This window comes from Methylocella sp. CPCC 101449 (assembly GCF_031921685.1).
GTDB lineage: Bacteria > Pseudomonadota > Alphaproteobacteria > Rhizobiales > Beijerinckiaceae > Terripilifer.
Map to the genome: position 1 here is coordinate 443,192 of NZ_JAPDHU010000004.1, position 12,312 is coordinate 455,503.

General features: G+C 62.3%; 11 protein-coding genes. 3 read left to right on the forward strand and 8 right to left on the reverse strand.

Features of this window, described 5'->3' with window-relative positions; all coding sequences use genetic code 11:
* Positions 1-7: 7 nt before the first annotated feature.
* From OIM99_RS26765 to OIM99_RS26785, 5 genes are all read right to left on the reverse strand, one after another.
* Positions 8-1,639 (reverse strand): aromatic amino acid ammonia-lyase, encoded by a 1,632-nt coding sequence (locus OIM99_RS26765; RefSeq protein ID WP_311853576.1) that lies wholly within the window; start codon positions 1,637-1,639, stop codon positions 8-10.
* Positions 1,636-2,907 (reverse strand): allantoate amidohydrolase, encoded by a 1,272-nt coding sequence (locus tag OIM99_RS26770; RefSeq protein ID WP_311853577.1) that lies wholly within the window; start codon positions 2,905-2,907, stop codon positions 1,636-1,638. Before OIM99_RS26770 ends, OIM99_RS26765 begins: the two co-directional genes overlap by 4 nt.
* Positions 2,904-4,319: an allantoinase PuuE gene (gene puuE, locus OIM99_RS26775; RefSeq protein WP_409371570.1), complete on the reverse strand. Its 1,416-nt coding sequence runs from the start codon at positions 4,317-4,319 to the stop codon at positions 2,904-2,906. The genes OIM99_RS26770 and puuE overlap by 4 nt, the downstream gene beginning before the upstream one ends.
* Positions 4,319-4,675: a hydroxyisourate hydrolase gene (gene uraH / locus OIM99_RS26780; protein ID WP_311853579.1), complete on the reverse strand. Its 357-nt coding sequence runs from the start codon at positions 4,673-4,675 to the stop codon at positions 4,319-4,321. The genes puuE and uraH overlap by 1 nt, the downstream gene beginning before the upstream one ends.
* 93 nt (positions 4,676-4,768) lie before the next feature.
* Complete coding sequence (locus OIM99_RS26785) at positions 4,769-5,719, reverse strand: LysR family transcriptional regulator (protein WP_311853580.1); 951 nt, start codon at positions 5,717-5,719, stop codon at positions 4,769-4,771.
* 157 nt (positions 5,720-5,876) lie between these two features.
* Between OIM99_RS26785 and OIM99_RS26790 the strand changes: the two genes are divergently transcribed.
* Entirely contained in the window at positions 5,877-7,109 is a 1,233-nt protein-coding gene (locus tag OIM99_RS26790) for a urate hydroxylase PuuD (RefSeq protein WP_311853581.1), read from the forward strand.
* A 77-nt stretch (positions 7,110-7,186) separates the two neighbouring features.
* The gene (locus OIM99_RS26795; protein ID WP_311853582.1) at positions 7,187-7,735 is read left to right on the forward strand and encodes a VOC family protein; all 549 of its coding nucleotides are present in this window, start codon (positions 7,187-7,189) and stop codon (positions 7,733-7,735) included.
* A 2-nt stretch (positions 7,736-7,737) separates the two neighbouring features.
* On the opposite strand, the gene OIM99_RS26800 is transcribed toward OIM99_RS26795, so the two are convergent.
* Complete coding sequence (locus tag OIM99_RS26800; RefSeq protein ID WP_311853583.1) at positions 7,738-8,805, reverse strand: aromatic ring-hydroxylating dioxygenase subunit alpha; 1,068 nt, start codon at positions 8,803-8,805, stop codon at positions 7,738-7,740.
* 14 nt (positions 8,806-8,819) lie between these two features.
* Entirely contained in the window at positions 8,820-9,803 is a 984-nt protein-coding gene (locus tag OIM99_RS26805; RefSeq protein ID WP_311853584.1) for a tripartite tricarboxylate transporter substrate-binding protein, read from the reverse strand.
* A gap of 145 nt (positions 9,804-9,948) precedes the next feature.
* Here OIM99_RS26805 and OIM99_RS26810 point away from each other — a divergent pair, with 145 nt between their 5' ends.
* Complete coding sequence (locus OIM99_RS26810; protein WP_311853585.1) at positions 9,949-10,878, forward strand: LysR family transcriptional regulator; 930 nt, start codon at positions 9,949-9,951, stop codon at positions 10,876-10,878.
* On the opposite strand, the gene OIM99_RS26815 is transcribed toward OIM99_RS26810, so the two are convergent.
* On the reverse strand, positions 10,865-11,980 hold the full coding sequence (locus OIM99_RS26815) for an Ldh family oxidoreductase (RefSeq protein ID WP_311853586.1): 1,116 nt from the start codon (positions 11,978-11,980) through the stop codon (positions 10,865-10,867). The genes OIM99_RS26810 and OIM99_RS26815 overlap by 14 nt on opposite strands.
* Between the last annotated feature and the right edge of the window lie 332 nt (positions 11,981-12,312).

Consider the following 12,312-nt stretch of genomic DNA (forward strand, 5'->3'; position numbering starts at 1 on the left):
CCGCGATCTATTCCAACCCGCCGACTGCCGTCTCCACGGCGGTGACGATGGCATTCGATTGAACCAGATCGCGGGCCTGCACCATTTCGATGCCGTACCAGCGGTCGCCGTCGAGCGCCGGGGCGATCACCGCGCGCACGGCGCCGAGGGCGGCTTTCGTGCCGCTGCCGATGGGATGTTGGGCCGCGACTTTGTCGATCAGCGACAGCGCTTGGGTGGCCAGCAGAAGTTCGCCGGCGACGATCTGTTCGACATTCTCGGCGATGGTGCGCGCCTTGCGGCCGCACCAGGTGGAGTTCGACACATGGTCCTCGGCATTCGACTTGCCGGGAATGGAATCGACCGAGCCCGGCGTGGACAGGGTGCGGTTCTCCATCACCAAAGCCGACATCGAGCACTGCACCGTCGCATAGCCGGTGTTGAGGCCACGCGTGCCGGCGAGCAGGTTGCGCGGCAGGCCATAGCTCATGGTCGGGTCGATCAGGCGCGCGAGCCGGCGTTCGCAGATCGAGCCGAGATCGGTCAGCACCATGGCGACGATGTCCATGGCCTGCGCCACATATTGCCCATGGAAATGGCCACCGGAGATGATTTCATAACCACCTTTGCCGTTGTCGAAGACCAGCGGGTTGTCGGTGGCGGAATTGATTTCGGTGGCGATGATGCGATCGGCATAGGCGAGCGCCTCGCGCACCGGGCCATGCACCTGCGGGCCGCAGCGCAGCGAATAGACGTCCTGCACCCGCGGGGCCGGCGGTTTCGAGGGATCGCGGCCTTCATCCGGATAGACCGTGTGGCGTGCCGCTTCCGAACAGCGCTGCGAGTCGCCGACGAGTTTCAGCACATTGCGCGCCGTCGCCGCCTGGCCTGGATGCGGGCGGGCCGCATGAACGCGCGCCTGGAAAGCCGCGAGTTCGCCGCGCAAGCATTCGAGCGACAGAGACAGCGAAATATCGGCATGTTTGAGAATGCGCTTGCCATCCTCGATCACCAGCGCTGCCAGCGCCAGCGAGACGGTGGACCCGTTGATCAGACAGGAGGCATCCTTAGCCGAGAGATCGAATGTCTTCGACAGACCGGCGGAGGCGAGCGCATCCTGCGCGCTCATCAATTTGCCCTGCCAGAACATCTGCGCTTCAGCAAAACCGCAGATCGCACCCGACATATGGGCGAGCGGCGCCAGATCGCCAGAGGCGCCGACGGACCCCTTTTGCGGAATATAGGGCACAAGGCCAGCGTTCAGACAGTCGAGCAGGCGTTCCACCAGTTCGACGCGTGGACCGGAATAGTTGGAGGCGAAGGCATTGGCGCGCAGCAACATGGTGGCGCGCACAACGTCTTCATCGAAGGGTTCACCGATGCCCGTCGCATGCGCATAGACCGACTTGCGCTGATATTCGACCATGTCCTTCATCAGCACGCGCTGATCCTTGAACAGGCCGACGCCGGTGTTGAAGGAATACATGAGCGGCGCTTCGTCGTTCATGAAGTTCTGATCGAGCCAGTCGCGCGTGGCCGCGAGCTTGGCGCGCGCTTCTGGCGACAGGCCGACTTTGGCAAAGGCACCGGACGCATCACGCCGGCTGACCGCCACCACATCCGCAGCGGTGAGCGAGTGCCCGTCGATGACGACATTCATGATCCGGCTCCAAATTCAGCAGAAAGCGTTTTGAGGAATTCGTAGAGGGCGACGGTGGCCGCCTCCATGTCGCCCGGCGAGGTGAACTCCGCCGGGTTGTGGCTGACGCCGCCACGGCAGCGCGCGAAAATCATGGCGATGGGGATGCGGCCGTTGAACGACATGGCATCGTGGCCGGCGCCGCTGGCAAGCCTGTAAGCCGCATGGCCCAGATGCTGGAAGCTGCGGCCGAGCATATCCATCAGCGCGGCATCGCACGGCGCTGCCGGCATGTCGTAGCTTGGCGTGAACACCGCTTCGACGCCGCGCCGCTGGGCGATCCGGCTGATCTCCTCGGCGATACGCGCCACCGCGGCTTTGCGTTCCGTGTCGGACGGGCTGCGCACGTCGAGCGACATGGTCACGGTACCAGGCACGATGTTGACCGCTCCATAAGGCGTCTCGATCTGTCCGACCGTCGCCACCAGGCCGCGTTGGCTGCGGCCGATGGTTTCAATGGCAAGGATCATCTCCGCCGCCGCCGTCAAGGCATCGTGGCGCAGGCTCATCGGCAAGGTGCCGGAATGGCCGCTCTTGCCGGTGATCGAGATCGTGCCGCGTGTGGCGCCGTTGATGGCGGTGACGATACCGATCGGCAGGCCCTCGGATTCGAGCACCGGCCCTTGTTCGATATGCACTTCCACATAGCCGAGGGTCTTGGCCGGATCGCGTGCCTGTTTCGTCGCATAGCCCGGATCGGCGCCGAAGCGGATCAGGGCTTCGCGGCGGCTGATGCCGTCAGCATCTTGATGGTCGAGCGCAGCGGGATCGAACGTGCCGGCGATCGAGCGCGATCCCGTCAGGGTCGAGGGATAGCGCACACCTTCTTCATCGCCAAAAGCCAGCACTTCGATGGCGAAGGGCAGGGCGGCGCCCTCGCTCTTCAATCTGTCGACGGCGGCGATGGCCGCGATGACGCCGAAATTGCCGTCATACTTGCCGGCGTTGCGCACCGTGTCGATATGGGAGCCGAGCAGCAGCGTCTTGGCGGCCTTGCCCGCCTGCCGATGAGCCTCGATGCGGCCGACGACCGTGCCGAGGGCATCGATATGTACCTTCATGCCGGCTTGGATCATCCAGGCCGTCACCATGTCGGCGGCGTTGCGATGCGCCTGCGTCAAGGTCAGTCGCGTCAGCATGTCGGAATCGGCGCTGAATTGCGCCAGCGCCTCGATGCGCGCCACCAAGGCCTGGCCCGTGGTCTGGACGAGCGGCGCGATCGTGCTCATTGCGGCAACCGATCGGCGAGCCGCAGGGCGGCGATACGTTCGATCTGGCTGAGCGCCGTTTCCGTTTCGGCTTCCACCGAATTGCCGATGCGCTGTTCGAAGCCGGCAAGGATCTGTTCCTTGCTCGCGCCCTTCACCGCCATGATGAAGGGAAAGCCGAATTTGCTGCGATAGGCGTCGTTGATCTCGGTGAAGCGTTTCAGCTCATCCGGTGTCAGCCTGTCGAGGCCGGCGGAACTCTGCTCCCTGGTCGAATCCGCCGTGAGCTGTTTCGCCACGGCGAGACGGCCGGCAAGATCGGGATGGGCGCGGATGAGTTTCAGCTTTTCGCCATTGTCCATGGCGCGCATGGCTTTCACCAGTGCGGCATGCATGCCGCCGGCCGTGTCTTCGCTGCTGGTCAGGCCGGCACGGTGGGCGCGCTCGGCGATCTGAGGCGTATGTTCGAAAATGTCGCCATAGAGTTCGAGGAACAGCGGCAGCGCCATCCGGCTCGGCTTGTAGCCACCCTCTGGCGGATGGGCCTTGATCCAATGCCGCGCGATATCGAGACGCCGCGTCACCCAGACCCGCTCATGCGATTGCACATAATCGAGAAAGCGCGCCAAAGCAGCCGCGCGGCCCGGCCGTCCGACAAGCCGACAATGCAGGCCGATCGACATCATCTTCGGACTGTCGGCACCCTCGGCATAGAGCGTGTCGAAGCTATCCTTCAGATAGCTGAAAAACTGGTCGCCGCTGTTGAAACCCTGCGGCGTGGCGAAGCGCATATCGTTGGCATCGAGCGTATAGGGCACAACCAGTTCGTGGTGGCCATGCGCCTCGATCCAATAGGGCAGTTCGTCGGCATAGGAATCGGCGAAATAAAGGAAGCTGCCCTCGGCCGTGGCGAGCGGGATCGTTTGTTCCGACGTGCGGCCCTGGTAGAAGCCGAGCGGCGGCGTGCCAGTCACTTGCGTATGAAGCGCGACCGCCTCGCGGATATGGCGGCGCTCGATCTCCGCATCGACATCGCGATAGTCGATCCATTTGAGGCCATGGCTGGCGATTTCCCAGCCGGCGTCCTTCATACCGGCAACGGCTTCGAGATTGCGCGCCAAGGCGGTGGCGATGGCGAAGACGGTGACTGGCATGTTCCGTTCGGTGAACATGCGATGCAGCCGCCAGAAGCCGGACCGCGATCCATATTCGTAGATCGATTCCATGTTCATGTGCCGCTGGCCCGGCCAGGGCGCGGCGCCGACGATTTCAGAGAGAAACGCTTCCGAAGCCGCATCGCCATGCAGGATGCAGTTCTCGCCGCCCTCCTCGTAATTGATGACGAATTGCACGGCGATGCGCGCCTGGCCCGGCCAGCGCGCGTTGGGCACGTTGCGGCCGTAGCCGATCATGTCGCGGGGATAATCACTCATCACGACCCCCGATAGGTGGAATAGGACCAGGGCGAGGCGAGCAGCGGCACGTGATAGTGCTTGGCCGGATCGGAAATGCCGAAGCGAAGCGGGATCACGTCGAGAAACAGCGGCTCGGGAAGCGCGATACCGCGGCCGCGGAAATAGGCGCCCATGTGGAAGCGCAGCTCGAAGGTGCCAGGCCGGATCGCCTCGGGGCTGAGGAGCAGTCCGTCGGTGCGCCCATCCGCATTGGTGGTGAAGCTGCCCTGGCTGACGGCTGTGCCGTCAGGGCCGATGGCGAAGAGTTCGATTTTCACCCCTTGGGCCGGGATGCCCGAATGGGTGTCGAGAATATGCGTTGAAAGACCGGCCATACGTCAGCTCCACAACTCTATGCTAGCGCAGAGAAATCGTCAGATTTGAAAAAAGAATTTGAAAGTGATCGCACACGGCGTGGGCAATGGCGATCAGGCGGTGCGAGGCAAGATCGGGGCCGGGCGAACCGCCTTGGGCAGGGCCCGCTCGGCCAGATGCGCCCGGATCATCGGGATGACCATATCGGCGAAGGCCCGCACCTTGCTCGGCATGGCGCGCGGATAGGGATAGAGCAGGCTCAAGGTCACCGGCATCGGCGGCGTATCGTCCAGCACCGTCTCAAGGGCGCCCGAGCGCAAATGTTCCGACACCTCGAAAGCCGGTTTCAACGCAATGCCCAGGCCGCCCAGCGCCCATTGGGTGAGGACGTCGCCGTCATCCGCATCGGTCGAACCTGAGACTGGCACCTGCCGCGCGGTGCCGTTCTCCAGCAGCGACCAGCGCACCTGCTGGCTGCCGGGAAAACGCAGCAGCAGGCATTCGTGGTTGAAGAGATCCTCGATCTGCTGCGGTTTGCCGCGCCGGGCGAGATAGGCAGGCGAAGCGACCAGCACCCGATCGACATCGGCGATCTTGCGCATGGTGAGGGAGGAATCCTCCATCACTGCCATGCGCACGGCGATATCGACCGATTCCATCAAAAGATCGATCAGATAGTCGGACAGGCGCAGCCGTACGTCGATCAGCGGGTAGGCCGAGCGGAAATTGACGATGGCCGGGGTGATGACCTCGCGGCCGAGGCCGAGCGGGGCGGTGATTTTCAAGGACCCACGGGGCGCCGCGCCCATTTCGGCGACGCTGCTTTCCGCCCGTTGCACCGCCTCACGGATTTCGATGCAGCGCTCGTAGAAGACGCGGCCCTGTTCGGTCAGCCGCATCTGCCGGGTGGTGCGGTGGAAGAGGCGGCAGCCGAGATGGCGCTCCAGGGTCTTGATGCGGTGGCTGACCACCGCCGCCGACAGGCCGAGGCTACGGCCGGCGGCGGAAAATGAGCCCGCCTCCACCGACCGAATGAACACCGAGATGTTTTCGAGTGTCGCCAAGGAACTTGAGGTCTCTAAAGGTCAGTCTTGCAAATCTGATTTGAAAATCATTGCAATTTTCTCATTCTATCGCAAGGCAGGTTTCTTGCTAGACTTGCAAGTGGGATTTGCCTCGCTGGTTTTGGCGCAGGCTGGCTGTTTGGGAGACCTGGGGCGTATGGACGGGATCATCATGGAATGGGGCGGCATGCTGCTCCGTTGGGTGCACATCATCACCGGCATCGCCTGGATCGGCTCCTCCTTCTATTTCATGCATATCGACGCGGCGCTGCGGGCCACGCCGGAAATCCCAAAGGAAAAGGGCGGCGAGGCCTGGGAAGTCCACGGCGGCGGTTTCTACCATGTGCGCAAATATCTCGTGGCGCCCGAGAAGCTGCCGGACGAACTGATCTGGCATAAATGGGAATCCTATTCGACCTGGGTCTCCGGCTTCTTTCTGCTGGTCTGGGTCTATTACGTTTCAGCCGACGTCTATCTGATCGATCCGGCCGTGCGGCAGATCTCGCCCTGGCTCGCCGCCACCTATGGTATCGGCGGTCTGGTGCTGGGCTGGATCGTCTACGATCAGCTCTGCCGCTCAGCGATCGCCAAGAGCGATCTGGCGCTGGCTGCCATCGGCTTCGCTTTCATCATCCTGATGGCGTTTCTCTATCAGCAGGTGTTTTCGGCGCGCGGCGCCTTCATCCACACCGGCGCTTTGATGGCGACGATGATGACCGGCAATGTCGCTTTGGTGATCATCCCCAATCAGTACAAGGTGATCGACTCGCTGATCAAAGGCGAGAAGCCCGATCCGGCGCTCGGCAAGACCGGCAAGCAGCGCTCCACCCACAACAACTACCTGACCCTGCCGGTGCTGTTCCTGATGATCTCAGGGCATTATCCGCTGTCCTACTCGAGCCCGCATGCCTATGTGGTCATCGGCCTCGTGCTCGTCGCTGGCGCGGTCGTGCGCCATTTCTACAACGAGCGTCACGCCGGTCGTGGCAATCACTGGTGGGCTTGGCTCGTCGCCGCGCTCGCCATGTGGACGGCGATCTGGATCAGCATGCCGCAGACCTCTGCCGGTCGCGAGACGTTGGGCCTCTCCGAGATGAAGCCCGATACGCCGGTCGCCGGCCTGCCCAAGGCGCCGGAAAAGATTGCTGACATCGTCAGCTCGCGCTGCGCCATGTGCCATGCCCAGCAACCTGTCTGGCCGGGCATTTCCATCGCGCCCAAAGGCATCCGTCTCGATCATCCCGAATTCGTCGAGCGCTATCGCGAGGAAATCCGTATGTTCGCTGGGATGACCCGTGCCATGCCGCCCAACAATCTCACCGGCATGACGGATGAGGAGCGGGCGCTGATCCGCGCATGGGGCCGCACGCGCGCCGCTCAAAGCGACTAGCAGCTTGCCTCCAGCGGTGGCGCTCGCCTACCTTCGCTGCAATGATGCGCGTCAAGGCATCGAAAGCGGAGGAAACCATGCTGCTGAATTTCGGCCAGCCGGTGGACGGCATTATCCAGATGGCTTTTGTCGTCGAGGATGTTCACGCTGCCATGCGCGAATTCACACGACTGACCGGTGCAGGTCCTTGGTTTCTACGCGAAGGCGGCAAGTTTCCGGTTCAGACCTATCGCGGCCAGCCGACCGATGTCGAACTCGCCATTGCCATGGGCTATTCCGGCTCCATGCAATATGAACTCATGCAACAGTTGAACGACGCGCCGTCGGTTTATACCGAGGTCATCGCGGCGCGCGGCTACGGCTTTCACCACTTCGGCATATCGGCGCCTGATTATGAGGCAGGCGTGGCGAAATATCGGGCCGAGGGATTCGACCTTGCTTATGAAGCCACCGTCCCGAGCGGTGCTCGCGTCGGCTATTTCGATACGGTGTCGCTGGTCGGGGGCATGGTGGAAGTCATCGAGATGACTCCGATCACCGAGCGTATGTTCACCCAGATGCAGCAAGCCTCCGTGGGGTGGGATGGTTCGAACCCGGTGCGGAGCCGCCCACCCATGAAGGCGTGACGTCAGTTTGCCAGTTCTGCCTGCTGAATCCGGCTGTCGCTCTCGGTGGCATGCTCGTTTTCGATCAATCCTCGCAACAGGCGGCGCGATTGTACGCCGCCGGCATCGGCGAGAATGTCGACGCTGGCAGGGTGATTGAATTGCACGATGGCTTTCTGTTGCAATTCGAGAATCGCCAGATCTTCGTCGAAGGTGCGTGAAATCTCGTCATGGATGAAGGCCGTCGCCTGCTCGCTGTCGACGTTGAAATCACGGCCGACGCCCCAGAAATAATGGGTCGTATGCTCATCGATGGGCGTCATCGCGTTCATGATCCAGAGGCCGACACCGCCTTGCCGATGGCCCTGGGGTGCGCCGGTGCCCGTCTCGACACTGCCGACATAGATGTTGACGTAACAGGGCGGCTCGAAATCGATGATCTGCCAGCGGTCGACGCCTTTGTCCGTCGGCACGAGGCCGGTCTTCGCATGGGTCGGCGGTGCCGGCACGTCGATCACCCATCGGGTGACGCGCACGCCTTGTTCGGAGCGATCCACCTTGATCACGCCTTTCTCGCCCATTTCGGTCGTGCCGATGGTTTCGCGATGGACGAAGCCGACATGGGAGAGATCCATGAGGTTGTCGGTGATCAATTCGTAATTGGCGCGCACCAGTTTCGTGCCGCCAGTCGATGCGAAGCCTTTGTCGGAGAGGCGGGAGAAGTCGGGCACTTTGGAGGCATCGGCCTCTTCCACCGCGCCCATCCAGATCCAGACCCAGCCGTAGCGCTCGACAATAGGATAGGCGCGCACCCGCGCCTTGCCAGGAACCCGCTCCTGCGAGGGCACGCGCGTGCAGATGCCGTCGCTGTTGTAGCGCAGGCCATGATAGGCGCATTCCACATCGTCGCCGGAGATGAACCCGGCGGAGAGCGGCACATGTCGATGGGCGCAACGATTCTCAAGCGCGGCGACCTCGCCATTGGACTTGCGATAAAGCAGAATGGATTGGCCGAGGAGGGTATGCGCGCTAAGCGACCTGTCGATGTCGCGCGACCAGGCGGCCACATACCAGCTGTTGTACATGTACATAGTTATGCTCCGCTTTATTGCTGCGCCAGGGGCGGTAGTTCGATCGCCTTGACCACGCGGCCCCAGGCTTCCCGTTCGGCGGCGATATAGTCGCCGGTTGTTGCCGGCGTGCCGGCGCCTTCGGTGAAGAAGCCCAGTTCGACGAGCCTGTCTTTCATGTCGGGCATGTCGAGGATGCGCGCGATCTCGCGATTGAGGCTCTGCACGACGGCGTTGGGCGTGCCGGCGGGTGCCATCATGGCGAACCAGCCGATCATGTCGACGCCGGGAAGCGTTTCGGCGATCGGAGCGATGTTTTCGAATTTCGGCATCGGCTTGATCGAACTCACCGCCAGTGGCCTGAGCTGTTTGGATTCGATGAAGGGAACGGCGGAAGTGATCGGCAGCGCGATCACCTGCACGCGACCTTCGATCGTGTCCTGAATACCTTGCGTGATCGATTGATACGGCACTTCCACGCTTTGCGTGCCGGCCAGCTTGTCGAGCCAGGCAATGAGAAGACCGCCGAAATAGCGCGGACCATCGGTGGCGACGGAGAATGTCCGTGGCGCGGCCTTCTGCAGGCTGATGAGTTCTGGCAGGGTTTTCGCAGGGACCGATGGATTGACCAGCAGGAAGAATGGGCCTTTCGCGATCATGGCGACAGGCACGAAATCCTTCACCGGATCGTAGGGCAGCGTGGCGAAGGTATGCGGATTGGTGGCCAGGCCGGCAGTAGTCGCGAACAGAAACGTATAGCCGTCCGGCGTTGACCGCGCGCCGGCCTGGGTGCCGAGGATATTCGCAGCGCCAGGCCGGTTTTCGATGACGAATTGCTGTTTCAACTGTGTGGTCAAGCGATCGGCGATAAGTCGCGCGATAATGTCGGGCGTGCTGCCGCCGCTCTGCGTGACGATGATCCTCACCGGGCGGTCGGGCCAAGTCTGTGCAGGTGAAGTCTGCGCCGTGACCATACCGGTCAGCGCCAGCAACACGGCAAGCGCGAAACGAAAATGCATGTTGTCCCCCTCCCAAGTGACAAACCAAGCGACAAACGGTCAGGCAGCTTTCCCCTCAGCGGCCATCGATCGAACGGGCGGAGGTTGACGAAGTTCATCTATCCAAGTCAAATATGAAAAATCACCATTTCCATAATCAAAATCTATGAATATCGAGCACCGTCAACTTCGTCATCTTCTGGCCATCGTCCGCAGCGGCTCGTTCAGCTTGGCGGCACGAGAGCTACGGATTTCGCAACCGGCTCTGTCGGCCAGTATCGCGCAGCTTGAAGCGAATATCGGTGGCAAGCTGCTCGAGCGTGGGCGCAACGGCGCCGTTGCCACCACCCTTGGTGCGGCGATGGTGCGGCATGCCGAAATTATCGACATGCAGATGCGACGCGCTGTCGAGGAGGCCGTCCACAGCCGCGCAGATGCGCAAGGCCCGCTCAATCTGGCGGTGACACCGGTCGCGGCCGCCCATGTGCTGCCGCGCGCCATTGCCGCCGTGAAAGCCGAATGGCCTGACGCCGCGATCCATATTCGCGAAACGGTTTTTGCCGATGCCATGCAGGGGCTTTTGCAGGGCAGTTTCGACATCAGCCTCGGCCCGATCGGTGTCTATCCGTCGTGGAAAGGCGTGATCGAGGAGCGATTGTCGAGCGATACGTTCTGTCTCATCGCTCGCGCCGGCAATGACATCCTTCAGAAGCGCAGCCAGTCTCTGCGCTCACTGGCGGACGCCCAGTGGGTTTTGCCAAGCGATCAAAGTGCCTATCGCCATCAATTGGAAGCTTTGTTCATCGTCGGCGGTGTGCCTTGGCCCGTGCGTGCCGTGCTGACGGATTCCATGGTCGTCATCAAGACGATCGTCATGCACAGCGATTGCATCGCCATCATGCCGCAACAACTCGTGCAGCTTGAGATCAAGGCAGGCGCGCTCCAGCGCAATGGCCTCAAGGAAGCCGGCACCGTGCGTGCACTCGGGCTCGCTTATGCCGCCGACCGGTCGCTGACGCCTCTGGCACAGCGCTTTATCGATATTTTACGCCAACACGCCCGCGCACCGATCTCGAACAAATCTAGCCGTCGTTGAGCGGTTCGGGCAGAGCGACACCGAGCCGACGGGCGAGCGCCGCCAATTCGTCCCAAAGCGCTGTTGGCAGCGGAATGCCGTCGCGCTGTCGCCGCATGGCTTCGCGATCGCCACGCTCGCCTGGCATCAAAATCTCGGCGAAACCGGCGGCGATCGGTTGATCCTTCACGCCGTCCACCAGCCGCTCGACCTCCCCGGCGAAGGCGCCAGGCGCTAGGAACAGTTCGGGATCAAGCGCGATACAGACGCCGTTCTGCACGTGCTCATGCCGGAGCGCTGGATCGTCGAAGGCCGTGTTCAACAGCGGCGCGCCGGCCAGGAGGCTTGCCAGGCATTCGATCATCAAAGCCATGCCGGCACCTTTCGGGCCACCGACGGGCAGAGGCGTTACGGCGCGCGTCGGATCGGTGGTGACATGTCCGGTGGCATCGAGCGCCACGCCTGCGGCCAGGGGCGTTCCGGAGAGGCGCGCCTGCGCCAAATTGCCAATGGTGATGGCGGCGTGAGCCATGTCGAGGACAAGGGCGCCGTTGCCCAGGCGCGGCACGCCGATTGCCAGCGGCGCGGTGCCGACGGTTGCCGCGCGGGTGCCGTGATAGGCCATCAGGGGACGGGACGACGAGAAGGCGATGCCGATCAAACCGGCCTCGGTTGCTTGTCGCACATAGAAGCCGAGTGGCCCGGTGTGGGTGCCGTTGCGCAGCGTCACCCAGCCGATGGCATGGTCGCGCGCCAAAGCGATGGCTTCTTCCATCGTCTTGCGCATGGCATAGAGCCCCGGCCCGCGATCGCCCTCGACGACGGCCAGAGCGCCTTTCTGAAAAAGGACCCGAATATCGGCATCGGGGCGGCGCAGCCCGTGGCGCATGCCGGCGACATAGCCCGGGACGCGCAGAACCCCGTGCGAGCCAAGGCCGCGCAGATCGGCCCAGACCAGAACTTCGGCTTCCATCTGCGCCCAGTCCCCCGGCAGGCCCGCCGCTTTAAAGATCGCAGCGGTCATGGTCTCCAGTTCGGCAGCCGCGATTCTGATAGCTTTTTGCAATCGGTTTCCTCGGTTTTCCAGCCGATAAGCTTGGTAGATCGACGGGACATCCGGCAAATGTGGTTAGTTGTGGGATACTGCGGTATTTAGATTTGTTCAGGCGATTAAGATGGCTTGACAGATGCCGTCCGTATGTTGAGCAATAAGCACCTGATCATACAGTATGATCAATGCCCCTCCGAACGGCTTGAGCTTCTCAAGGGGATAGCAAGCAAACCGTTGCCAGTAAGAGCGAATTTCCGTGCGGTAACCGTCCGGTAGTGAATCGGTCCTAGCGTTTAATCCCAGGTTTTATCGTTCCAATTTCCTCCGACGACGGCGGCCTGGTCTGCACGGGATACCGGTTGGCTGAGCAACGGACGGGAACAAGAAGAACGAGTGGCGTCTAC

What these genes read in the sequence shown, in the direction of transcription:
- OIM99_RS26765 (WP_311853576.1), bottom strand. Translation starts at nt 1,639, where the DNA reads ATGAATGTCGTCATCGACGGGCACTCGCTCACCGCTGCGGATGTGGTG.
- OIM99_RS26770 (WP_311853577.1), bottom strand. Translation starts at nt 2,907, where the DNA reads ATGAGCACGATCGCGCCGCTCGTCCAGACCACGGGCCAGGCCTTGGTG.
- puuE (WP_409371570.1), bottom strand. Translation starts at nt 4,319, where the DNA reads ATGAGTGATTATCCCCGCGACATGATCGGCTACGGCCGCAACGTGCCC.
- uraH (WP_311853579.1), bottom strand. Translation starts at nt 4,675, where the DNA reads ATGGCCGGTCTTTCAACGCATATTCTCGACACCCATTCGGGCATCCCG.
- OIM99_RS26790 (WP_311853581.1), top strand. Translation starts at nt 5,877, where the DNA reads ATGGACGGGATCATCATGGAATGGGGCGGCATGCTGCTCCGTTGGGTG.
- OIM99_RS26795 (WP_311853582.1), top strand. Translation starts at nt 7,187, where the DNA reads ATGCTGCTGAATTTCGGCCAGCCGGTGGACGGCATTATCCAGATGGCT.
- OIM99_RS26800 (WP_311853583.1), bottom strand. Translation starts at nt 8,805, where the DNA reads ATGTACATGTACAACAGCTGGTATGTGGCCGCCTGGTCGCGCGACATC.
- OIM99_RS26805 (WP_311853584.1), bottom strand. Translation starts at nt 9,803, where the DNA reads ATGCATTTTCGTTTCGCGCTTGCCGTGTTGCTGGCGCTGACCGGTATG.
- OIM99_RS26810 (WP_311853585.1), top strand. Translation starts at nt 9,949, where the DNA reads ATGAATATCGAGCACCGTCAACTTCGTCATCTTCTGGCCATCGTCCGC.